The organism is Aliiruegeria haliotis, from assembly GCF_003003255.1.
GTDB lineage: Bacteria > Pseudomonadota > Alphaproteobacteria > Rhodobacterales > Rhodobacteraceae > Tropicimonas > Tropicimonas haliotis.
This window is the reverse complement of sequence record NZ_PVTD01000002.1, coordinates 748,271-771,591: the sequence shown is the minus strand read 5'-3', so window position 1 is coordinate 771,591 and position 23,321 is coordinate 748,271. Positions and strand designations below refer to the sequence as shown.

The following is a 23,321-nucleotide window of genomic DNA, read 5'->3' as shown; positions in this document are numbered from 1 at the left end:
GCCCCTACTGGCAAGTCACTGGCTGACATCTTGTTGATGACGCATTGTTCCCAGATTCCGGTGGCTTGAGGGGCGGAGCGAGGTCGTTTTGCCCAGCGTCGTGGAGCAGACGGTCGTTTCAAGTTTTTTCAGGTCGCAGGATGAACCCCCAAAGCCCCCCAGGGCTTGGTGGCCGGTCCGCCACAGCGGCTTCCGGTCATGCTCTCACAATGCTCAATACTGTCTCGATATTGAAGGACAGCCTTTCCCGAAGCGTGTCCGGAGCCATCAGGTCACGCTCGAACTGGATCGACCCGGTGAAGCGATTTGTCAGGTAGTAGTAGCCGATCGCCGCGATCGTGATGTTGAGTTGTACCGGGTCGACGCCGGGTCGAAACGTGCCGTCCGCAACGCCCCGGTCGAGAATGGCCTTCACCATGCCGACGAAACGTCGGCTGACCGTCCGTATGGTGTCGGAGCCCTCCAGGTGGCGCCCCTTGTGCAGGTTGGCACTGTTGACCAGCGTCAGGAATTCCGGGTTGTCGAGATAGTAGGACCAGGTGAAGGTCACGAGCCGGATCAGGGCATCTTCCGGCGAGAGGTGGTCGAGTTCGAGTTCCTGCTCAGCGGACCGGATATCGACATAGGCTTGGACCAGCACGGCCTGGAACAACGCATCCTTGTTGCCGAAATAGTGGTAGATCATGCGCTTGTTGGAGTTTGCGCGCTGCGCAATCTCGTCGACCCGCGCTCCCCCGAGGCCATTCTCGGCGAACTCATGCTTCGCGGCCAAGAGGATGCGTGCCTTCGTTGCTTCTGCGTCACGTGTCTTGCGGGGTTCGCTTTCCAAGACTGATTGCCTCCAGTGATCGGCGGTTTCGCGTGGGGCTGCCGCCGTCCCGCGCTGGCTTGCATCGACAGGCACAGGCGTCGCACCCGTCATCGGAGGTGTCAAACCTACGGGCCGGGATCCCGGTCGGCCTGGACCTGCGACTCTGCGGCATTCCCTTCCGGATCTTCTTGTACGACAGATCGGATCGTGAAATAAATAACCAAATGGTTACTTATGGGTCCGGAGGCGCGAGAAAATGTCCAAGGTCAAAACTGCAAGGCAGGCGGCGGAACTGGTCGCAGACGGCGCGGTTGTCGCCGTGAATTCCTCCAGCGGCCTTTGCTGCCCGGATACCATCCTGGAGGCTGTCGGCGCCAGGTTCGACGAAACCGGGGCGCCCGGGAACCTGACCACGATTCACCCGATCGCTGCGGGGGACATGTTCGGCACTGCGGGAACCGACCACATCGCCAAACCCGGGCAACTGTCCAGAATCGTAGGCGGTTCCTACGCGTCGGGGCCGACAAATGCGGAGCCTCCCAAAATCTGGCAGATGATCACGGCCGACCAGGTCGCGGCATACAATGTCCCCTCCGGGATCGTTTTCGACATGCTTCGGGAAGCGGCAGGGCAACGTCCGGGAGTTCTTACGAAAGTGGGTATGGGCACATATGCCGATCCGGAGCTCGAAGGCTGTGCGATGAATGGCAGGGCGCGCGCGCAACCCATAGTGCAAAGACGGGACTTCGATGGGGAGGAATGGCTCTATTTCCCGGCCATTGTTCCGGATGTGGCCATCATCCGGGCCACCACCGCCGATGAACGCGGCAACCTCAGCTTCGAACAGGAGGGCGCGTACCTTGGCGCCATGGAGATGGCTCTGGCGGCGCGCAACAATGGCGGCATCGTGATTGCACAGGTCCGGCGGATTGCCCAAAACGGATCGATCCGACCTCACGACGTGCGGGTTCCGGGGATACTGGTGGATGTCGTGGTGGAGGCGCCGGACATGCTGCAAACCACCGCAACCCCGTATGATCCCGCGATCTCGGGCGAACTCATCGTGCCTTTGGAAAGTTTCGAGATCCCGGAATTCGGCATTGGAAAGGTGTTGGCCCGGCGTGTGGCACAGGAGTTGCAGGACGGCTGGGCGGTCAATGTCGGGTTTGGCATTTCGGCCAACGTGCCGCGGATCTTCATCGAGGAGGGGCTGCACGGCGCGGTGACATGGGTCATCGAGCAGGGGCCGGTCGGTGGTGTGCCGCTGCTGGGTTTCAAGTTCGGCTGTGCCGCCAATGCGGAAGCTTTCGTCACCTCGCCACACCAGTTTGCCTATTTCCAGGCCGGTGGTTTTGACGCCGCGCTGTTGTCGTTCCTCGAAATCGACAGCGACGGGTCGGTCAATGTCTCCAGATTGTCCGCCGTGCCGCATCGCACGGCGGGGGCTGGCGGCTTCGTGGATATCACTTCCCGGGCGCGCAAGATCGTCTATTCCGGGAATTTCAACGCTGGTGCGAAGATGTCCATCGAGGACGGGCGGCTGGTCATCCACCAGGAGGGCAAGGTCGCCAAGATCGTGGAGAAAGTAGACCAGGTATCCTTCTCGGGCCGGAGGGCGCGGGAACTGGGTCAGGACGTGACCTATGTAACCGAGCGGTGCGTTCTGCGTCTGGAACCGGAGGGGCTGACCGTGGCGGAAATCGCTCCCGGCATCGATTTGCAGCGTGACATTCTGGATCAGGCGCAAACACCGCTTCGGGTGGCCCACGACTTGCGGGAGATGGACGCCCGCCTGTTCCGGGACACGCCCATGGGACTCTCGCTCGCCGGGGCGGGCTGATCGGCATGACCGGGATCGTTCTCGAAGTCGAAGGTCCTGTTGCGATCCTGAGGCTGAACCGGCCCGAGAAGCTGAATGCGCTCGCGACCGAGGCCATTGCAAATCTTGCCAGGTGCTGCGCGGAGATCGAGCGGATGCCGGGCCTGCGGGGCGTTGTTCTCACCGGTGAAGGAAAGGCGTTCTGTGCTGGCGGCGACATCACCTCCTGGGGCGGGCTTGGTGCAACCGAGTTCAGTCGGCGCTGGATCCGGGATGGGCACGACGCCTTTGACGCATTGGCGCGATTGCGCTTGCCGGTCATTGCGGTGCTGAACGGACATGCGCTTGGCGGCGGGCTGGAGCTTGCGGCCTGTGCCGACTACCGCATCGCCGAAGAGCACGTGAAGCTCGGGCAGCCGGAGACGGGCCTTGGCATGATCCCGGGCTGGTCCGGAACCCAGCGTGCGGTCCGCCGGTTCGGTCAACAGGTCGTCCGGCGCATGACCATCTTCGGAGACGTGTTCCCGGCGGCGCGGGCGCTTGACCTCGGCCTTGTGGATCAGGTGGTCGAAAGCGGGGCCGGTATGAAGGCCGCGCTTCAGCTAGCCGAACGGGTCGTGGCGCGGGGGCCCAGGGCGACGGAACTGACCAAAATGCTGGTGAACGCGGCAGAAGGCGAAGAGCGTGAACGGGTTCTGGATGTCCTCGCAAGTGCCGCTGCCAGTGATACCCCCGAAGTTGCCGAGGGAACGGCGGCCTTTCGGGAGAAGCGTCCTGCGGTCTTTCCGGGCGACGAAGGGTAGGTCCGGTGACGTGGGCAGGGCGGCAACCGGTCGCTGGTCTCGTCGCCTGTGCGTCTTGACGCGAGCGAGCGACTTCCAGATAAGTAACCATATAGTTACATAGGGGATGACGATGCAGCTGAGCGAGACGCATATTCAGGTCCGAGACATGGCCCGACATTTCGCAAACGACGTGATCCGGCCTGCCGCCGAGGCACTTGATCGGGAGGAGCGCTTTGCAGCGGAGATATTCCGCCAAATGGGCGACCTCGGGCTCTTCGGCATCGGTGTTCCCGAAGAGATGGGCGGACCCGGTTTCGATACACTGACCTATGCGCTGATTATGGAAGAACTCTCCCGTGGGTATGCCTCCGTCGCCGATCAATGCGGTTTGGTCGAACTGATCACCACTCTGCTTGTCCGGCACGGCACCGAGGCGCAGCGGGATCGGTGGCTGGCTGATGTGATGACGGCCAAGACCCTCGTCGCCTATTGCATCACCGAACCGGAGGCCGGCACGGATGTCTCTGGCATCCGGACCGAGGCGCGACGCGATGGTGACGGCTGGATCCTGAACGGCGGCAAGATCTGGATACACAATGCTCCGGTGGCCGATATCGGCTTCGTGTTGGCGCGGACGGACAAGGAGGCCGGCCACCGTGGCATGTCGATCTTCATCGTCGACCTTCATGCCGACGGCGTCTCCCGTGGGCCGAAAGAGCACAAGATGGGACAGCGCGCCAGCCAGGTCGGAGGCCTGACATTCGATGACGTGCGGCTTCCGGCGGATGCGCTGCTGGGCGAGGAAGGGCGCGGTTTCCACATGATGATGAGCGTGCTCGACAAGGGGCGTGTCGGTATCGGGGCGCTTGCCGTCGGGATCGGTCAGGGCGGCCTTGAAGCGGCGGTGGACTATGCACAGGAACGACGCCAGTTCAAACGCCCGATTGCCGATTTCCAGGGGGTGCAGTGGCTTCTTGCGGACATGGCCAAGGATATCGAGGCCGCACGCCTTCTGGTTCGCTCGGCGGCAATGAAGATCGACGCGGGCGAGGATGCGACCATGGCCTGCTCGATGGCGAAGTGCTTTGCCGGCGACATGGCCGTCGCCCGTAGTGCCGACGCGGTACAGGTGTTCGGCGGGTCGGGGTATATTCGAGGGTTCGAGGTCGAGCGTCTCTATCGCGATGCCAAGATCTGCCAGATCTATGAGGGGACGAACCAGATCCAGCGGATGATCATCGCCCGAGAGTTGCTGAAGAACGGGGCAGAGGTCCAATGACGATGCAGGCTGCGTTGGTAACAGGCTCCAGCCGTGGGATCGGGCTCGCGACTGCCGTCGAACTTGCCCGTGAAGGTTTCGCCATTGCGATCAACGGCCCGGCGGAAGACGACGAGCTCGCGGCCGCGGTTGAGACCGTCCGGGCCGAGGGGGTACCCGTGGTCGCTGCCGCCTTCGATGTCTCCGAGGTCGGAGCGCATGGCGGGCACCTGGCGGCGATCGAGGCAGCCATCGGTCCCCTGACCACCCTGGTCAACAATGCCGGTGTCGGAGTGATGTCGCGCGGCGATCCGCTGGATGTGTCAGAGGAAAGCTATGACCGTTGCCAGGCCGTCAATGCCAAGGCTGTGTTCTTTCTCTGCCAGGCTTTCTCGCGGCAGCTTCTGGCACGGGACCGGGATGGCGACCTGTTCCATTCCATTGTCAACGTGACCTCCTCCAATGCCGCCGCGGTCTCTGTCGCTCGCTCGGAATACTGCGCGTCGAAAGCGTCGGCAGCGATGACGACACAGGCCTTTGCGGTTCGATTGGGAGGCGAGGGAATCCACGTCTACGACATCCGTCCGGGCCTGATCGAGACCGCCATGACAACGCCGGTGATCGAGCACTACCGGCAGCGGGCCGAAGATGGGCTGACGGTGTTGCCACGAGTGGGGCATTCTTGGGAGGTCGGTCGGATCATCGCATCGCTCGCCTCCGGAAAGGTGCCCTATACAACCGGGCAGGTGATCGCCGCCGACGGTGGTATGCTGATCCCGCGTTTCTGAGCGGGGCGCGGCGGTTTCGCCACATGGTGGCTGGAAACACGCGTTCGACCTGTTTTGTGCAACGCCGTCCCGGGCTTTGGCTTCCAACCCGATTGGCGTTTGGACAACCGGTGTCGGTTGGTTCCGTCCTTCGTGGTCTCGTGGCCGTCTCGTGGCACCATCCGAAAGCAACTCACAACCGGACACTCGGAACGACCACCGACAGTCTCCGCAGCGGCAGACGCGTACGCATCGTCATCGGCACTGGGGCGGAACCGTTCGTGCACCCGACATCGGACGAGCGTGGCACTGTCACCCCACAGGCAGAGGGTCAGTTTCGCTCGCGGTCAGCTCACCTCTGACACCCAGCGAAATGCGCGAGCGCCGTATGAGGGTCGGCGAGCAGTTTATCCCACTTCATGCACGCCCTTTCGGAGCCGCTCGTGAAGCCTTTCCATGAATCTGTCGCATGCATCGATCTGCGCACGTTCGATGTATTCGTCGGCGACATGCCCCTGCGCCATCGATCCCGGTCCGCAGACAAGTGTGGGAATGCCAAGGCCGGCAAAATACCCGGCCTCCGTTCCGTAGCCGACCTTCAGGGTCCCGGTCGCGCGGGCGCAGCGGGCGACCTCGGCGATCGCGGGCGAATGCTCCGGCACGTCCAGCCCCGGGTATCCGCCGACTTTCTCCACTTCTATCCCGATCCCGGGCTGTCCCGCCGCTACGCTTGCCGCCGCGACGCGTGCGATGTCCCCGATCGCGTCCGCAATTGTCTCGGGAGGATCCCCGGCGATATTGCGGTACTCAAGGTCAAGAATGGCAAGCTCAGGGACGATGTTCAGAGCCGTTCCTCCGCTTATCCTCCCCACATGCACCGTTGTGTAGGGGATTTCGTACCCCGGATCCCGGGCACCGTTCACGGCAAGGTCGGCCTGTAGCCCCCGTATGCCCTGAATGAACTCCGCGGCGAGATGCAGCGCGTTCACATGATCGGGGGCCATTGCCGAATGCCCGGCCTGTCCATGGCATTTGGCGCGGAACACCGCCTTGCCCTTGTGGCCGATGCCGACCTTTAACGAAGTCGGTTCGCCGACGATACACAGTCTCGGGGCACCGATGGTCCCGTCAAGAAATGGCAGCATCTGCGGCAGGCCTTTGCAGCCGACTTCCTCGTCCCAGGAAATCGAAAACTTGAGGGGCTCCCGGAGCCTCTCCGCACGGACACGTTCCGCAAGGGCGAGCGCCGAGGCGAGAAACCCCTTCATGTCGGTCGCGCCGCGGCCATGGAGGCGCGAGCCGTCCCGGGTCAACCGAAACGGGTCGCGGCGCCAGCGCTGCCCATCGACCGGCACGACATCGGAATGGGCAGAGAGCATCACGCCGCCTGCACCTGCTGGTCCAATGGACGCGAAGAGCCCGGCCTTGGTGCCGGACTCGTCGTTCATTCGGTGCGTTTGGAAGCCACAACCTTGCAGCAACTCCTGCACGTAGTCGATCAACGACAGGTTGCTGTCGGCGCTGACAGTCGGAAAGGCGATCAACCGATCGAGAATCTCAAGCGTTCGGCTCATGCCTGCTCCGGGTCCTGATCACCGGCCAAGGTCGGCCATCGTCGCCCGGATGCTCTCGCCGACAGTCCCGACAACGACGTCGATCTGTTCCGGCGTCATCACCAACGTCGGCGACAGGATCAGGCTGTTTCCAAGTGCACGCGCAACAAGACCGCGTTTCTGGCAATGCTGCGCGACCGCCATCCCGACATTGGCGTCGGCCTCGAACGGTGTACGGGTTGCCTTGTCCCGCACGAACTCAAGCCCGATCATGAAGTGGCTGCCCCGAACGTCTCCGACGATGTCCAGATCGATAAGGCCCTTCAGGCCGGTTTCGAACTGCTTGCCGGTTGTTTTTACCCGGCCCGGGATATCCTCGCGCTCCATGATCTCGATATTGGCCAACGCGGCTGCGGCGGCGGCCGGGTGCCCCGAATAGGTCATGCCGTGAAGGAACATCGCGCCGGGCTCGGAGATCACTTCGTAGATCTCGTCGTCGATGATGGTCGCCGACAGGGGCTGGTAGCCTGATGTCAGGCCTTTTGCCGTCGTGATGATATCGGGGGTCATGCCAAACACGTCCTGGCTGGCGAACATCGCCCCCAGCCGGCCAAAGGCGGTCACCACTTCATCGGCGATGTACTTGATCTCGTTCTCGGCCGTCAGCTCCCGCATCGCCTTGTTATAGCCATCCGGTGCCACCAGCACGCCGCCGGCTCCCTGGATCGGTTCTGCAATGAAACAGGCGATGTTCTCCGGTCCGATGTCGTGTATCGCCTTGCGCGCATCCTCGATCAGCACGTCGAGGAACTCGGCTTCGGTCATCTCCGGATCGGTCCTGTGGTAGTGGCAAGGCTCCATCAGGTGATGCACCAGCCCATCGGCGGCGGTGTCCCAGCCATCGGAATAGGCCGGCGTCGTCATCGCCATCGCGAGGTGGGTCGAGCCGTGGTAGGCACCGTGACGTGACAGGACCTTCTTCTTCTTCGGCTTGCCGAGACGGTTGAAATAGTGGTGCAGCATACGCACGGCGGAATCGTTGGCAACAGAACCGGAGTTGCCGAAATGCACGCGGTTGAGATTGCCCGGGGCAAGCGACGCCACCTTGGCGGCGAGGGCGGCGGCCTTGGGGTGGGTGAAGTTGTAGAAGGTGGAATAGTAATCGAGCGTTTCCAGTTGCTCCGTGATGGCGTCGATAATCTCCCGACGCTTGTGGCCGACATTTACGCACCACAACCCCCCGATACCGTCGAGCAGGCGATTGCCTTCGCTATCGATGACATGGACACCGTCTGCCCCGACAATGGCCGTGCGCGCGTCGGCCTGTTTGAGGGCGTCAAGGTTGGCGAAAGACTGGATCAGGTGAGCATCCTTGGTCAGGATCTCGTCCGTCGAGGGCATCTTGGTCATGGCGTTTCCCTGTTTGGGTTTCGGGCAAGTTTCCCGGATCCGTAGGGCAGGTTAAAGCATCACGGTCGAAAGCACGGATTAGGCTGCGGTTAACTCGCGGTCGCGACGCTAAGGGCGCCCCTTCGGCGCTTGCAACCCCGGGAAGCTGTTGACGTCGACGATCTCCCGGCAATGCTCCACAAAGGCCGAGATATTCAGGATCGAACGGGCGCCCTGCGTCATGAGCAGGCCAAGTTTCATTGGCCGCACGTCTCCGGACAGCGGAATGGAACGCAGGACGCGCCCGTCGGGCGAACGCTCCGAAATGGCACGGATGTTGGCGATGGAATATCCAAACCCATTGCCGACCAGCGATCGCATCACGGCCATGTCGCGCGTACGCTCCGCGATCCGGGCCTTGACCCCCAGTTCGGTGAAAAGTGACAGGAAATAGCCCGAGGAATAGGGCAGATCCAGCAGGATCATCTGGTGGTCGACCAGTTCGGGGATGGAAACCTCGGACCGTTCGGCAAGCGGATGGTCCTCCCCTACGAGCACATAGGGCGGCAGTTCGGCAAGCGGCACGAATTCCAGCTCCGCCGGGACCTCAAGGTCATAGGACAGGGCAATGTCGATCTCGGCGCGGCGCAGCCAGTCGAATATCTGTGCCTGCGTGAGCTCGTGCTGGCTGACGGCAACACCCGGAAATCGGTCCTGGAAGGACCGGCGCAACCGGGGCACCAGTAGCTGCGCAAAGGTCAACAGGCATCCAACTGACAACGGCCCCTGCACCTTGCCCATCACGTCCCCGGCCAGATGGTTGAGCGAGTTCGCTTCCTCCAGCACCTTCTTGGCCTGAACCATGAATTGGCGCCCGGCCTGGCTGAGCGACAGCCCATGGGCGTGTTTTCGCACGAACAACGGAATGCCGAACTCCTCTTCGAGTTGGCTGATAGCCGCGGAGATGGAGGGGGAGGAGACATTGACCTTGTCGGAGGCAAGCGAGATCGACCCCGCCTCGCCAACGGCGACGAAGTATTCCAGTTGGCGAAGGGTAAACCGCAATGGCATGGTGCCGAAGTAGCCTATGCGGTTCCGGGGCTTCAAGAGCGATACTGAACCGAGATGGTCTTCAGTGCGGCGGGCCTGTCGGAACAGTGCATCGACGGTTCACGCCCGAAGCCGGATCGGGTCAACCCGCCAAACGGCGTCCGTGTCAGGAGAGCATCCACCGTGGCGAGGTGGCAGCTACCCGCATCCAGCGGCTCGGCGGTTCGAAGCGCGCGGCTCAGGTTGCAGGTCCGGGCAAAACAGCTAGTGCCAAATATCGAGTCGTTGGTCATCACGATCAAACCTGCCTCGGTGTCGATGGGCGTAGTGGCGCAATCGGGGCCGAAAACCTCGTCTCCTATCAGCGGACTATCATGGCCTACGTCGTCAAAGTTCGTCGGCTGCACAAAAAGCCCCTTGCCCTCGACGGTCACTTGTTTGCCGCTCGCGACCCGATTGGCGGATTTCTGGCCTTCGTCAGCAAATCGAATGCTTCGCTCGGTCTGCTGTCCGTCCATGATGGCGCCCATACTCGAGGTCGGGGGGAGCGGAACGCCCGGCCGCATCGCCGCGGCCCCGGCGTGCCTCTGGGCGCGAGAAAGGTCCGGCATGGACGTCTCCGTCGCGCTATTCGTCGCCCGGTACGCCGTACGAAGGTGCCGCGCGCGGGTCGAGCGCGCGCTGAACATAGGCGTCCAGTTGCGGTTTGTAGACGTCCCAGGTTTTGGCCACGGCCTCGATCGGGCAGTCCTCCGTCCAGTCGCAGCGCAGGTCGGCCACAGGCCACGCAACCATATCGACGATCTTCAGGCCCGCCGAATGCACCGGCCCGGCCTCTCCACCCGCCGCCAGTCCGGACCGCATCGCCGCGATCAGGCGATCTCCAAGATGGCCTGAGGCAGCGAGGAACCCGTCCACGATGGCCTGTGGCACTCCCTCGTTGGCCAGCAAGTTGCCGCCGGAGGCCACGTTGTCAGCCTGCGCCTGCGTCCAGATGCCGAGCGAATTCGGCCCCGAGTGGATTGCTGTATCACCGGTGCCGTCCACCGCCAGAACCTGCCGGTACTCGATGAACCGGCCCTGTGCGACGATGGCCGCGATGGCTTCCGTCGCTGACGCCCCCTGTTCCATCAGGTCGAGTGTGAGTGGACCGAGCGTCGGGTCGGTCACGTTCTGCGAGGCAACGGCGCCGACTCCGGCACGGGCGTAGGAGCACCGCGCGGCAACGGCGGGGGAGGAGGACGAGATGGCGATGCCGAACATGCCCGTTTCGGCGCAGCGGGCGACAAGGGAGAAGGTCATCAGCTCAATCCGGTATGACGGCGGTGCCGTCGATTTCAACCAGCCATTCGGGGCGCGCCAGAGCGGAGACGACGAGCCCGGTGGAAACAGGGTGCACGCCTTGGATGTATTCGCCCATCGTCCGGTAGACGGCCTCCCGGTGCCGAATATCGGTGATGTAGACAACGACCTTCACCAGGTGTTCCATCGACCCGCCGGCTTCCTCGATCAACTGCCGGATATTCTGCATGACCTTGTGCGTTTGCTCCACCGGGTCGTGACTGTCGATGTTCCGGGCATCATCGAGATCCTGCGGGCACTGCCCACGCAGCCAGACCGTTCTGCCGCCCCGCGTGACAACGGCCTGGCAGAGATCGTTGTCGAGGGCCTGTTCCGGGTATGTCTGCGCAGTGTTGAATTTCCGGATACGGGTATGGGCCATTCGGTGCTCCAATTTCCTTGTCGCGGCAAACGCCCCGGCATCATGTTCCGGAAAGCGGCTGGCGCGTTGTGGCTTCAAGCGTTTTCGGTTTCGCGTTCCGGGCTGGGCACGTAGGCCGCATAGCTCCTCTGGATCGCGATCTGATCGGCGATGAATTTCGCGTCGTGCCACACCCCCCAGATGAAGGAGGACCCCCGGCGGGACTGCCATGGCAGGCCGAGGAAATAGACCCCCGGCTCGTTTGACACCCCCCTCTGGTGGGCCGGCTTTCCATCGGCATCGAAGGCATCGACCTGCAACCAGCCGTAGTCCTGTGCAAACCCGGTCGCCCAGATAATGGTGGAAATCCCGGCCGACGAGAGATCGAGAGACCGGAGCGGCGTGGTCACGCAATCGGGCTCGGGCAGGGTGGTGCGCGCTTCCGGTTCCTCGGGCAAGTCAAGCCCGTTGCGCCGGACATATTCATCGGCGGCGTCCAGAACCGAGAGGTAATTCAGATCGCCCCGGGCCAGGTTCTCCGCCAGGTCCAGTGCAAAATGCAACGCGCCCTCGGCATGGCGCTCAGTGCGCCCCACCAGCGTCATGCCCTGATGGGCCAGCTTGCGGAAATCGACGGTCTTGCCGCCATGTGCTCCGCTGACCGATATCGTGACATGCTCGTTGCCTGGCGCCTCGGCATCCCAGAGACCCAGCACACCGAGCCACCAGACGAAATCCCGCCCGCGGTAGCGCCGCGGCGGACGGTCGTGCGGCCCGACGGAAAGGAAGACCTTGCGGCCCGCCTGCATCAGTTCCTCCGCGATCTGGACACCGGACGACCCGGCGCCGACAACCAGCACCCCGCCTGGCGGCAGCGCACCCGGGTTGCGGTAGTCGGCGGAATGGATCTGCGTGATGCCCGGCGTCGGCGGCACGATCTGCGGGATGACGGGTTTCTGGAAGGGGCCGGTGGCTGCAACCACACGCACTGCCTCGATCACCCCCTGCGATGTTTCAATGCGAAACCCAGCGCTGCCTTCAAGTCGGCGCACGGACCTCACATCCACGCCCGAGCGGATCGGCGCGCCGATCTTTTCGGCATAGGCAGCAAGATAGTCGGCCACGTCCTCCTTCGGGGCAAAGGCGTCCGGGCTCATTCCCTTGAACTCGAGGCCGGGAAAACGGTCGTGCCAGGCGGGGCCATTGGCCACGAGGGAATCCCACCGCTGCGACCGCCAACGTTCGGCAATACGGTTCCGCTCCAGCACCAGGTGCGGCACACCGGCCTTGCCGAGATGCTCGCTCATGGCGATCCCGGCCTGACCGCCGCCGACAACCAGCGTATCTGTCGTCTCTGTCTGCATGTCGCGCCTTTCCCGGCTGTCCGGCCGTGTCGATCGCGCAGGATGCAGGTTGACCCGTTCTGGAGATGACTGCGCGATGTCGTCCCCTCAAAAGTCACAGCACCGTCGCGCCGAAAAAGTACAACCTGCGACAGCGAAGATTAGGCTGGCCCTAATCAGCAGGCGGGCGGCGCCAGCGCGAGAGTTTGCGCCAGAGTTCCACAAGCACACGCATCGGAGCATCCTGCGTGAAGGCTTTTTGCATTCCGCACGAAATTCCGGCTTATGTGCTGAGAGCCTGTGCAGGGCGGTTGTGCGTGGTGGCACGCGCCTGACTTGCCCTCGAGTTCGGCCGCGCTTAGGAAATACCTAATGTGCCCTGCGGAACAGATTACTCCGCAATTTCCGGCGTCAGCGCTAACCATTGCCCAAAACCGATCTGCCAGGGAGACGTGCGTGGCCGAGGCAAGACAGATCGCGATCGATGTTCGCGATGCGGTGAAACGCTATGGCGACTTCACTGCACTCAAGCGGATTTCGCTGTCGATCCACGACAACGAGTTCTTCACCCTGTTGGGGCCTTCGGGCTGCGGCAAGACAACCTTGCTCCGCATGATTGCCGGTTTCGAGGACGTCACCGAAGGCGGGATCTTCCTGTATGGCAAGGAAATCGAGGACCTGCCGCCGAACCGGCGCCCGGTGAACACGGTTTTCCAGAACTACGCGCTCTTTCCTCACATGACCGTCCTCGAAAACGTCATGTTCCCGCTGGAGATGCTCGGCAAGGGGCGCGAGGCCAGGGCGCGGGCTGGCGAGATGTTGGAGTTGGTTCAGCTGTCCCAGTTTGCAAACCGCAAGCCCAACCAGCTTTCGGGCGGGCAGCAGCAACGGGTGGCCCTTGCACGTGCCCTCGCCCCGCAACCCAAGGTGCTTCTGCTGGACGAGCCGCTTTCGGCGCTGGATCTGAAGCTGCGCAAGGCAATGCAGATCGAGCTGAAGCATATTCAACGCGAGACCGGAATTACCTTCATTTTCGTCACACATGACCAGGAAGAGGCGCTGACCATGTCGGATCGCATTGCTGTCATGTCAGCCGGCGAGTTGCAGCAACTGGGGACTCCGGGGGAGATCTACGAATACCCCCGCAACATGTTCGTGGCCGATTTCATCGGCGAAACGAACCTGCTGGAAGTGTCGGTCGATGCCTTCGCCGAAGGGCGGGCGGTCTGTCACCTCGGTGGCGGACACGAGATGAAGGTCGATGCGGTCGAGGGGATCGGCGTCGGGTCCAAGGTCCACCTTTCGGTCCGGCCCGAACGGCTGTTCCTGACCGATGAGAAGATCGACCCGGACGCATTGCATGCGACGGTGCTGGAGAATGTCTTTGTCGGCACCAACATCATGACCATCGTCGATCTGGACGACGGGCCGAATTTCACCATCCGGGCGGCAAACTCCGACCGTGGCAACGCCAGGGTCTTTCCCGAGGGCAGCCCGGTCTTCGTCAACGGGGACAGGGGCGCGGCGCGCCTGTTGGTGGACTGATGGCGGGCGGAGCAGCAACAGGCGCCAGCGTCACCACCGACACATACGCCGAGGCGCGGACCTGGCTGCTGCTTCCGGCCTGGGCGGTTCTGGGGTTCTTCGTGCTGGCGCCCGTCGGCATGATGCTCGTCTATTCCTTCCTGACCAAGGAATTCCGCGGTGGCGTTATCTGGGAGTTCAGCCTCGCCGCCTATGACCAGTTCTTCTTCGACCGCGGGCTGTTCGGGGACGAGGCGCCGAAGATCGAGTGGACCTATATCAACATCTTCTGGCGCTCGATCTGGCAGGCGGGGCTGGCGACGGTGATGTCGCTTCTGATCGGGTTCCCGACGGCCTACTTCATTGCCACGCGACCGGAAAAGGTGCGCCCGATCTGGGTCTTCCTGATCACCATTCCCTACTGGGTCAACCTGCTGATCCGGACCGTCTCGATGAAGTTCCTGCTTCGCGACAACGGGCCGCTGAACGAGTTCCTGATGTCGGTTGGCGTGGTCTCCGAACCCATTCACATCATCAACACCAACTTCGCCGTGCAGCTGGGGCTGTTCTATTCCTACCTGCCGTTCATGGTATTGCCGGTCTACGCATCGGTGGAGCGCTACAACTTCACCCTCTCCGAAGCGGCGGCCGACCTGTATGCCAGCAAATGGACCACGCTCCGTCGCGTGCTTCTGCCAACGGTCAAACCCGGCGTGATTGCGGGCTGTATCCTCGTCTTCGTCCCGTCTCTGGGCTCCTTCCTCGCGCCGGACCTGCTGGGGGGGGCGAAGAACTTCATGATCGGCTCGTTGATCGAGGAGCAGTTCAAGGGCAGTGCGGGCAACTGGCCGTTCGGTGCGGCCGCCGCGATGATCCTTCTGAGCATGGTGCTGGTCATCCTGATGGTCTTTGCGCGCCAGCAGGCGAAGTCCGGAAAGGAGGCAGGCTGATGGCGTCGAACACCGATGTCCGCAACTATCCCGGCTTCGTCGGCATCACCATTCTCTGCCTTGTGATTCTCTATGCGCCGCTGATTGTCGTCACTGTCTATTCCTTCAACGCCTCGGCCTCGATCACGGTCTGGGAGGGCGTGTCGCTGCGCTGGTATGCCGATGTCTTCACCGGCCCTGACAGCGAGAAATTCAAGACCGCGGCCGTCAACTCCTTCTCCATCGCGATCATGGCGGCGACTACGGCGACGGTGATCGCGACCTGCGCCGCGACGGCCATGGTGCGCGGGGGCAGGTTCAGGGGGCGGACCCTCTCCTTCGGGCTGATATCGCTGCCGCTCATGGTGCCTGAGATCGTGACCGCTGTTGCCACGCTGATCTTCTTCAACGCAATCGGGTTCACGCGCGGCTACACCACGATCCTGGCGGCACATATCGCTTTCTGCATTCCCTTCGCATATCTCCCGATCGCGGCCCGGATGCAGGGGATCGAGGGCACCTACGAACAGGCGGCTCAGGACCTCTATGCCACCAAGGTGCAGGCGTTCCGATATGTATTGCTACCGCTCATGGGGCCGGGCATCATTTCCGGGTTCCTGCTCGCCTTCATTATCTCGCTCGATGACTTCATCATCACCAATTTCGTGAAGGGCGCCGGGGTGGAGACCCTGCCGACGGCGATCTTCGGATCGGTCAAACAGGGGATCAAGCCGAATATCATGGCGATCTCGACCATGTTGCTTGGTGTGTCCGTCGTCATGGTCACGATCAGCTACTTCGTTTCGAAGAAAGACAACACACAATAGTCCAGCAAGGGGAAATGCAATGAAGACACTTCTGAAGGCAAGCGCAGCCGCTCTCGCCCTTTCGGTCGCCGCGCAGGGCGCGAGCGCCGAGGGCAAGCTCGTGATCTATCACTGGTTCGAATACATGCCGCAGGAGCTTCTCGACAAGTTCAGCGCCGAGACCGGCATCGAGGTGACAATGGACACCTACGATTCCAACGAGGCGATGCTGGCCAGCCTGAAGGCCGGCGGCCTGGGGACCTATGACGTTGCGGTGCCGGGCGACTACATGGTCGAGATCATGGCAAACGAGGGCATCCTCGACGAGATCGGCGACGGCGAACTGGCCAATATCGGCAACGTCACCGCCGACTGGGCAGATCCGGCCTTCGATCCGGGCCGGAAGCACTCGATCCCCTACCAGTGGGGCTCGACCTCGTTCATGGTCGACCGCGAGGTCTACGATGGCGACATCAGCACCACGGACATCCTGTTCAACCCGCCAGCCGAGCTGTCTGGCAAGATCAACATGCTGGACAGCCAGGGCGAGGTTCTTGCCATGGCCGCGATCCACATGGGGATCGAGCAATGCAGCCAGGATCGCGACAAGCTCAAGGCGCTGAACGCGATGTTGACGGAGGCAAAGGCGCACTGGGCGTCCTTCAACTCGGACACCGCCAAGGAAGTGCTGGTCTCGGGCGATGCCGCCGTGGGCCAGATCTATGACGGGTTCGGTGCCAAGGCCCGCGCCGAACGTGCCTCGCTCGAATACGCCTTCCCCAAGCAGGGATATGTGGTCTGGATGGACAATGTCGTGCTGCTGAAGGATGCGCCGAACCGGGAGAACGCGTTGAAGTTCATGGATTTCCTTCTGGAACCGGAGAATATCGCCGCAGTCTCCAACTATGCCCGTTACGGCGCCGGGGTGAAGGGCGTGGAAGAATTCCTCGACCCGGAACTGGCGACCCTGCCGGAAGCGAACCCGCCGGCCGATGCCGGCCCCGGTGCCTTTATCGCAGTCTGCGACGAGCAGACCCAGGCGGTGTATGACCAGATCTGGACCAACCTGAAGAAGTAGGTCGCGTTCAATCGGCTCGCCGCGATCCTGCGGCGGGCCCCGTCCATACGGGCTGGCGGGATCCCGGCCACACCCGCGGGACCGGCAAAGCGCCGCGCCTTCCGCGCACTGCCTGCCGGATATCTTTGATGCAGCGGCAAGTTCTGGAGAATTGCCGAGTACCCCGTCCAATGCCTCACCGCGTCCTTCGGGACATCCGGTTTCCCATATCCCACCTGTCCTCGGGTATGCCGCGGACCTGCTTGCGAGGTGAAGGCGATCCCGGAATGCCATCCCGGATGGCATCCCGCGACGCTTCCCTCTGGCATCGCGCCGTGGGGGGCACTAACGTCCGCCCCATGATCCACTATGCCGCCACCCGGTTGATCTCTCTGGCATTGTCGCTGCTGGCGGCAAGCCTTGTGATCTTTGCGGTGGTTGAGGTCATTCCGGGCGATCCCGCTTCGTTCATGCTGGGGCTCAATGCCTCCGAAGACACGGTGGCCGCCCTGCGAGACGACCTTGGTTTGTCCGGAGGCCTTCTGGAACGTTACGTCGCTTGGGTCGGAGGCATGCTCACTGGGGATTTCGGGACCTCATACACCTATCGCGTGCCCGTCTCAGAACTGGTGGCGGCGCGGCTCTGGGTGTCATTGCCGCTGGCACTCTACGCGCTCGCGCTCTCCACTGTGATCGCATTGCCGGTGGGGATGCTGGCGGCCGCGCGCCGGGGACGGCCTACGGATTACGGGATCATGGGGGCCACGCAACTCGGGATCGCGGTGCCGAACTTCTGGTTTGCGATGCTGCTCGTGGTGCTCCTCGCCATCACCTGGCCGATCTTCCCGTCCGGCGGCTTCCCCGGGTGGGACGGAGGCATCGGCCCGGCGCTCCGGGCGCTGACCCTGCCCGCGGTGGCGCTGGCGCTGCCGCAAGCATCGATCCTTGCACGGGTCATGCGATCGGCTTTGATCGAAACTCTGAACCAGGATTACATCCGTACCGCTCGCGCCAAGGGCCTGACCGAGGGGCAGGCGATCCGGCGGCACGGGATGCGCAATGCGATGATCCCGGTGCTGACGATCATCGGCATGCAATTCTCTTTTCTTCTGGCCGGGGCGATCATCATCGAGAAGGTCTTCTTCCTGCCGGGACTCGGGTTGCTGATCTTCCAGGGGATCACCCAGCGTGACCTGATCGTGGTGGAATCCGTCGTGATGCTACTGGTCTTTGCCGTGATCCTCGTGACCTTCCTCGTCGATCTTGCCTATGCGCTCGTCGACCCACGCCTGAGGCACGGTAGATGAAGTGGCCGGTTCAACTCGTCGCGGGTGCGATCCTCTTCGGCGTCTTTCTCGTGGCGGCCATTGTGTCACTCGGCTGGACGCCCCATGACGTCACCGACCTCAACATCGCCGCCAAGCTGTCGCCCTCCGGTGATGGCTACCTGCTTGGGACCGATCACCTCGGGCGCGACATGCTGTCGATGCTCATGGCTGGGGCGCGAACCTCCATCGCGGTGGCCCTGGTGGCTGTCGGCATTGGCATCGTCCTCGGCGTGCCGCTCGGGCTTTCGGCAGCAGCCAATCGTGGCGGGCTGCTGGACGAGATCATCATGCGCGGCAATGACCTTGTCTTTGCCTTTCCGTCGCTCGTCATCGCCATCCTGATCACCGCCGTGTTCGGCCCGTCCGCCCTCAACGCGATCATTGCCATCGGGATCTTCAACATCCCCGTCTTTGCCCGTGTATCCCGGGGGGCGGCGCTGACGATCTGGCCGCGGGAGTTCATCATGGCTGCGCGGGTGGCCGGCAAGGGGCGGGCGCTGATCTCCGCCGAGCACATCCTGCCGAATATCGCCAACCTGCTGGTGGTGCAGGGCACGATCCAGTTCTCCATGGGCATCCTGGCGGAGGCGGGATTGTCTTATGTCGGCCTCGGTGCACAGCCGCCGACGCCGTCGTGGGGACGGATGCTGGCCGATGCGCAGACCTTCTTCTACGCCTATCCGCGGCTGGCGATCCTACCGGGCCTGTGCATCGTGATGACGGTCCTGGGGTTGAACCTCATGGGGGACGGCCTGCGGGATCTGCTGGATCCACGGCTGCGGAGGGCGATGAAGTGATCACGCTCGACCAGATCAACCTTTCCATCGGCGGCAAGCCGATCCTGCGCGATGTCTCCCTGCGGCTGCAGGCCGGCAAGACGCTCGGGATCGTCGGCGAGAGCGGGTCGGGGAAGTCGATGACCGCGCTGTCGATCATGCGCCTGCTGCCGCAAGGCGCGGAGCTGTCAGGCAAGGTGACGCTGGAGGAGCGCGAGCTGACGGCCCTTGGAGAGCGGCAGATGTGCGCGGTGCGTGGCGCGGAAGTCGGGATGATCTTCCAGGAGCCGATGACCGCGCTGAACCCTGTGCAGAGCATCGGCGACCAGGTGGCGGAGACGTTGTTGATCCACGGGGCGGCCAGCCGGTCCGAAGCCGCGAGGATTGCCCGGGAACGGCTCGCCCGTGTCGGCCTCACGTCGGACCGCTTCCCGCTCGACCGTTATCCGCATGAGCTGTCGGGAGGGCAGCGCCAGCGGGTCTGCATTGCGCTGGCCATCGCCCTGCGCCCGAAGTTGCTGATCGCGGACGAACCGACGACCGCGCTGGACGTGACGACCCAGGCCCAGATTCTCGGCTTGATCCGCGAACTGGTGCGGGAGGAGGGGATGGGATGCCTGTTCATCACCCACGATCTGGCCGTGGTGGCGGAGATGGCGGACGACGTGGCGGTGATGAAGGCCGGTCAGGTGGTGGAGCGGGGTGCGACCGACGCGTTGCTGCACGACATGCAGCATCCCTACACGAAGGCGCTTTTTGAGGCATCCCGGCACTGCCCGGTCCGCATTCCCCAGATGGACGAGGCGCATTTGCTCGAAGTGTCCGGCGCGGTGCGCGACTACACCCTCCGCCGACAGCGCCTGTTCGGTCCGCGCCCGAGTTTTCGGGCCGTCGATGGGGTCGACCTTCGGATCCGTCGAGGTGAAAGCCTGGGGCTGGTTGGCGAATCCGGTTGCGGGAAGTCTACGCTGACACGCGCGATCCTCGGGCTAGAGCCATTGCAAGGCGGAGAGATCAGGCTCGACGGCCAGACCGTCACACCCGATATGCCCGCCGATCTGCGCCGCCGCATGCAGGTGGTGTTCCAGGACCCCTACGGCTCGTTCAATCCCCGCCACAAGGTCAGCCGCCTGCTGTCCGAACCGTTCCACCTTCTGGGCCGGCCCGCGGATCTCGATGCACGGATCGGCGAGGTGCTGGAGCAGGTGGGGCTGTCGTCCGCCGATGCCGACCGGTTTCCGCACGAGTTCTCCGGCGGCCAGCGCCAACGCATCGCGATCGCGCGCGCGCTGATCACCCGGCCTGAACTGATCGTTCTGGACGAGGCGGTCTCCGCCCTCGATGTTTCGATCCGGGCGCAGATACTCGACCTTCTGGCGGAGCTGCAACACCGGCACGGTCTGACATACCTCTTCATCTCGCACGATCTCACGGTTGTGCGTGCGATCACTGACCGTGTGCTGGTGATGAAGGCCGGCAGGATCGTGGAACAGGGAGAGACCGAGGCAGTCTTCAATGCCCCGTCTCATCCATATACCCGTGCGCTGCTGGAGGCAGCGCCAGTGCTGCCTCTGGCGGCCGAATGATGAAAGGGAAGCCCATGAGGGAAGCGACCGCAGGCTGGTTCGACAGCCGGGAAATGTTCATTGGCGGCAGCTGGCGCCAGCCGCCTGCGACGCTGCCGTTGGAAGACCCCTCCACCGGTCAGGAGATTGGTGAGATTGCGCGCGCGGGAACGGCGGAGGTCGACGAGGCGGTGGCAGCCGCACGCGCCGCGATTGACGGTCCCTGGGGCAGGACGACCGCAGCCGAACGCGGGCGCATTCTGTCGCGTATCGGCCAACTCGTGCTCGAACGGGTCGACGACCTGGCGAAACTGGAATCGCAGGATGTCGGAAAGCCGCTGACACAGGCCCGCAACGATGCCATCGCCCTTGCTCGCTACATGGAATTCTACGGCGGCGCGGCTGACAAGATCATGGGGGAGACGATCCCCTACATGGAGGGTTACACCGTCTATACCCTGCGCGAGCCGCTGGGGGTGACGGCGCATATCGTGCCCTGGAACTACCCGATGCAGATCATCGGCCGGTCGGTTGGCGCGGCGCTCTGCATGGGCAATGCGGCGGTGCTGAAGCCGGCGGAGGAGGCGTGCCTCACGGCGCTCGCCTTCGCGCGGCTGGCCGAAGAGGCCGGCTTGCTCGCGGGTGCCCTGAACGTGGTGCCCGGTCTGGGCGAGGAAGCCGGTGCCGCTCTGTCGGCCCATCCCGGTATCAACCATGTCTCCTTCACGGGTTCACTTCCCGTGGGGCAGATGGTGCAGAAGGCGGCCGCCGGGAATGTCGTGCCGGTCACGCTTGAACTGGGTGGCAAGTCCCCGCAGGTGGTGTTCGAGGATGTCGATCTCGATGCCGCGCTGCCGTTTCTTGTCAATGCGGGCATCCAGAACGCCGGGCAGACCTGTTCCGCCTCTTCGCGCATCCTCGTCCACGAGAGCCGGTTTGCGGAGGTCGCGGCCCGAATGGCCGAGCGGTATGCCGCCTTGCGTGTCGGTCCGGCACTGGATGACCTTGAGGTCGGGCCGCTGATTTCCGCCCGCCAAAAGCAGATCGTGGAGGGCTATCTGCGCCTCGGCTCCGATCTGGAGGTGCTTGCCACCGGTCAGATCGCCGACGGCGCGCCCGCGGGCGGTCACTACGTTGCCCCGCACCTGATTGCCGGCGCACAGCCCGGGCACGTGCTAGAGCAGGAGGAGATCTTCGGCCCCGCGCAGATCCTGCTACCCTTCGGCTCGGAGCAGGAGGCCGTTGCCATCGCAAACGGTACCGGGCTTGGGCTGGTCGCTTCGGTCTGGACACGCGACGGGGCACGGCAGATGCGAATGGCCAGGAAGCTTCGCGCCGGGCAGGTCTTTGTGAACAACTACGGTGCTGGCGGCGGTGTGGAGCTTCCCTTCGGCGGGGTCGGGAAATCGGGCCATGGCCGGGAGAAGGGATTCGAGGCGCTCTATGCGTTTTCGGAACTCAAAACAGTGGCCTGCCTGCACGGCTGACAGGCCGGCGTGTAGCGGTGCGATGGCTGGCCCGGGTGGGCGGGGCACTACTTGAGCTGGCTGTCCTTGCTGCCGCGCCGGTTGATACCGGCACGCAGAACCGGAGCGCTGTCCCGCTGTTGAGCGCAGTCGATGCAGATCTTCACGCCGGGGATCGCCGCGCGCCGCGCCTCAGGGATGGGCTCCTCGCATTCAACGCAATGGGTCGCGCTTTCGCCGGCGGGCCCGGCATGGGTGCGCATCCGTGCCAGCTCGTCCTGGATCGAGGCCTCGATCTGCTCGTTCACCGCGCCGTCCTTCGCCCAGCCACCAGCCATGTCTCACCCCTCCTACTTGCCAGGAGCCAAGTATAGCCGCCGTCCCATGTGGCGCAACGGGCGGGCCCTAGCGTGCGCGCGGGGCGCCCTCCGGCGGTCGGGACACCAGCGCCTCGATCTCTGCCATGACGCTGTCGGGCAGGGGGCCGAATTCCAGCGCGCGCGCGTTCTGTTCGGCCTGTTCCACCGTGCGGAAACCCGGGATGGGGCAGGTGTTGGGGCTTTTTGCCCAGATCCAGCCGAGCGCACCCTGCGCCACCGTCCGCCCATCGGTCTGAAGCAACTCGCGGACCGCCTCCAGCATGTCCAGCACCTCCGGCACCACCTTGCCGCCCTTGAAATACTCCATCCAGTCCAGGGAGTTGGTGCGGATGTCAGAGGGCTGCAACGTCGTGTCGGCGGTGTATTTTCCGGCAAACACGCCCTGCGCGAGCGGCATGCGATTGACCGATAGCAGGCCGTTTTCCTCGACCGCATCAAGGACCTGGCTTGCAGGCACCCAGAGGTTCATCGTGTGTTGCACTGCCGTGAACCCGCGCCAATCGGAATAGGCCCGCACCGAGTCAGGGAAGTCGGTGCTCCACCCGAAGTTGCCGATCTTGCCCACCTCGCGCGCGGATTCGAGCGCATCGAAAATCTGAAGGGCGTCGTCCGGCGACATCTCGTTCAGGTGAAGGAAAACCATGTCGACATGGTCGCGCCCAAGCCGGTGCAGGCAGCGATCGATTTCCGCGAGTGCCTCGTCCCGCGACGTGATCGCCCCGGTGACCTGCTTGCTCCGTTCGTCGGCAAGCGGGCCGATCTTGGTGGAGATCACAACGTGGTCCCGCCCGGCAAGCGCCTCTCCCAACACCACCTCCGAATGGCCGGCGCCATAGACCGATGCCGTGTCAAAAAACCGAACGCCCGCATCGAGCGCGGCGTGAATCGCGCGAATGGATGTGCTGTCCTCGATTTCGCCATAGCCAAGCGGCGTCTCCCCTTCCCAGAAGGGGCCGCCTATGGCCCAACACCCTAGTCCAAGTCTCGGATTGCTATTGAGGTCCAGCGTCATC

22 protein-coding genes are annotated in these 23,321 nt (G+C 63.5%); 12 read left to right on the top strand and 10 right to left on the bottom strand.

Annotated features, from left to right (window positions below; genetic code table 11):
- Positions 1-196: 196 nt before the first annotated feature.
- Positions 197-829, bottom strand: coding sequence for a TetR/AcrR family transcriptional regulator (locus CLV78_RS08905; RefSeq protein ID WP_245924883.1), 633 nt, complete (start codon positions 827-829; stop codon positions 197-199).
- A 238-nt stretch (positions 830-1,067) separates the two neighbouring features.
- On the opposite strand from CLV78_RS08905, the gene CLV78_RS08900 reads away from it, so the two are divergent.
- The 4 genes from CLV78_RS08900 to CLV78_RS08885 all read left to right on the top strand — a co-directional run bounded on the left by CLV78_RS08900 (position 1,068) and on the right by CLV78_RS08885 (position 5,461).
- Entirely contained in the window at positions 1,068-2,651 is a 1,584-nt protein-coding gene (locus tag CLV78_RS08900) for an acyl CoA:acetate/3-ketoacid CoA transferase (protein WP_106204417.1), read from the top strand.
- Between the two features lie 5 nt (positions 2,652-2,656).
- Positions 2,657-3,433, top strand: a complete 777-nt coding sequence (locus CLV78_RS08895) for an enoyl-CoA hydratase/isomerase family protein (protein WP_106204416.1) — start codon at positions 2,657-2,659, stop codon at positions 3,431-3,433.
- 112 nt (positions 3,434-3,545) lie between these two features.
- Positions 3,546-4,694 (top strand): acyl-CoA dehydrogenase family protein, encoded by a 1,149-nt coding sequence (locus tag CLV78_RS08890; protein ID WP_106204415.1) that lies wholly within the window; start codon positions 3,546-3,548, stop codon positions 4,692-4,694.
- Entirely contained in the window at positions 4,691-5,461 is a 771-nt protein-coding gene (locus CLV78_RS08885; protein WP_106204414.1) for a 3-ketoacyl-ACP reductase, read from the top strand. Before CLV78_RS08890 ends, CLV78_RS08885 begins: the two co-directional genes overlap by 4 nt.
- Before the next feature lie 386 nt (positions 5,462-5,847).
- On the opposite strand, the gene argE is transcribed toward CLV78_RS08885, so the two are convergent.
- From argE to CLV78_RS08850, 7 genes are all read right to left on the bottom strand, one after another.
- On the bottom strand, positions 5,848-7,014 hold the full coding sequence (argE, locus tag CLV78_RS08880; RefSeq protein ID WP_106204413.1) for an acetylornithine deacetylase: 1,167 nt from the start codon (positions 7,012-7,014) through the stop codon (positions 5,848-5,850).
- Positions 7,015-7,032: 18 nt separating this feature from the next.
- Positions 7,033-8,403 carry an aminotransferase class III-fold pyridoxal phosphate-dependent enzyme gene (locus CLV78_RS08875; protein ID WP_106204412.1) on the bottom strand — a complete coding sequence of 457 codons (1,371 nt, stop codon included), beginning with the start codon at positions 8,401-8,403 and terminating at the stop codon, positions 7,033-7,035.
- A gap of 108 nt (positions 8,404-8,511) precedes the next feature.
- Positions 8,512-9,453 (bottom strand): LysR family transcriptional regulator, encoded by a 942-nt coding sequence (locus CLV78_RS08870; protein ID WP_106204411.1) that lies wholly within the window; start codon positions 9,451-9,453, stop codon positions 8,512-8,514.
- A gap of 32 nt (positions 9,454-9,485) precedes the next feature.
- Positions 9,486-10,043, bottom strand: coding sequence for an aldehyde dehydrogenase family protein (locus tag CLV78_RS08865; protein WP_158263492.1), 558 nt, complete (start codon positions 10,041-10,043; stop codon positions 9,486-9,488).
- Positions 10,044-10,059: 16 nt separating this feature from the next.
- Positions 10,060-10,734, bottom strand: coding sequence for a DUF1028 domain-containing protein (locus CLV78_RS08860; RefSeq protein ID WP_106204409.1), 675 nt, complete (start codon positions 10,732-10,734; stop codon positions 10,060-10,062).
- A 4-nt stretch (positions 10,735-10,738) separates the two neighbouring features.
- The gene (locus CLV78_RS08855; protein WP_106204408.1) at positions 10,739-11,155 is read right to left on the bottom strand and encodes a RidA family protein; all 417 of its coding nucleotides are present in this window, start codon (positions 11,153-11,155) and stop codon (positions 10,739-10,741) included.
- A 74-nt stretch (positions 11,156-11,229) separates the two neighbouring features.
- Complete coding sequence (locus CLV78_RS08850; protein ID WP_106204407.1) at positions 11,230-12,498, bottom strand: flavin-containing monooxygenase; 1,269 nt, start codon at positions 12,496-12,498, stop codon at positions 11,230-11,232.
- A gap of 435 nt (positions 12,499-12,933) precedes the next feature.
- Between CLV78_RS08850 and CLV78_RS08845 the strand changes: the two genes are divergently transcribed.
- The 8 genes from CLV78_RS08845 to CLV78_RS08810 all read left to right on the top strand — a co-directional run bounded on the left by CLV78_RS08845 (position 12,934) and on the right by CLV78_RS08810 (position 21,949).
- On the top strand, positions 12,934-14,022 hold the full coding sequence (locus CLV78_RS08845) for an ABC transporter ATP-binding protein (protein ID WP_281261139.1): 1,089 nt from the start codon (positions 12,934-12,936) through the stop codon (positions 14,020-14,022).
- Complete coding sequence (locus CLV78_RS08840; RefSeq protein WP_106204405.1) at positions 14,022-14,951, top strand: ABC transporter permease; 930 nt, start codon at positions 14,022-14,024, stop codon at positions 14,949-14,951. The genes CLV78_RS08845 and CLV78_RS08840 overlap by 1 nt, the downstream gene beginning before the upstream one ends.
- Complete coding sequence (locus tag CLV78_RS08835) at positions 14,951-15,757, top strand: ABC transporter permease (protein ID WP_106204404.1); 807 nt, start codon at positions 14,951-14,953, stop codon at positions 15,755-15,757. The genes CLV78_RS08840 and CLV78_RS08835 overlap by 1 nt, the downstream gene beginning before the upstream one ends.
- 19 nt (positions 15,758-15,776) lie before the next feature.
- Positions 15,777-16,814, top strand: a complete 1,038-nt coding sequence (locus tag CLV78_RS08830) for an extracellular solute-binding protein (protein ID WP_106204403.1) — start codon at positions 15,777-15,779, stop codon at positions 16,812-16,814.
- Positions 16,815-17,152: 338 nt separating this feature from the next.
- Positions 17,153-18,100, top strand: a complete 948-nt coding sequence (locus CLV78_RS08825) for an ABC transporter permease (RefSeq protein WP_106204522.1) — start codon at positions 17,153-17,155, stop codon at positions 18,098-18,100.
- The gene (locus CLV78_RS08820) at positions 18,097-18,918 is read left to right on the top strand and encodes an ABC transporter permease (protein ID WP_106204402.1); all 822 of its coding nucleotides are present in this window, start codon (positions 18,097-18,099) and stop codon (positions 18,916-18,918) included. The genes CLV78_RS08825 and CLV78_RS08820 overlap by 4 nt, the downstream gene beginning before the upstream one ends.
- A complete protein-coding gene (locus CLV78_RS08815; protein ID WP_106204401.1) occupies positions 18,915-20,483 on the top strand; it encodes an ABC transporter ATP-binding protein in 1,569 nt (522 codons plus the stop codon). The genes CLV78_RS08820 and CLV78_RS08815 overlap by 4 nt, the downstream gene beginning before the upstream one ends.
- A 14-nt stretch (positions 20,484-20,497) precedes the next feature.
- Positions 20,498-21,949: an aldehyde dehydrogenase family protein gene (locus tag CLV78_RS08810; protein WP_106204400.1), complete on the top strand. Its 1,452-nt coding sequence runs from the start codon at positions 20,498-20,500 to the stop codon at positions 21,947-21,949.
- A gap of 47 nt (positions 21,950-21,996) precedes the next feature.
- Here CLV78_RS08810 and CLV78_RS08805 read toward each other — a convergent pair whose 3' ends face one another.
- Together CLV78_RS08805 and CLV78_RS08800 are read right to left on the bottom strand one after the other, a co-directional pair.
- Positions 21,997-22,266, bottom strand: a complete 270-nt coding sequence (locus tag CLV78_RS08805; RefSeq protein ID WP_106204399.1) for a DksA/TraR family C4-type zinc finger protein — start codon at positions 22,264-22,266, stop codon at positions 21,997-21,999.
- Positions 22,267-22,333: 67 nt separating this feature from the next.
- A complete protein-coding gene (locus CLV78_RS08800) occupies positions 22,334-23,320 on the bottom strand; it encodes an aldo/keto reductase (protein WP_106204398.1) in 987 nt (328 codons plus the stop codon).
- Position 23,321 lies beyond the last annotated feature (1 nt).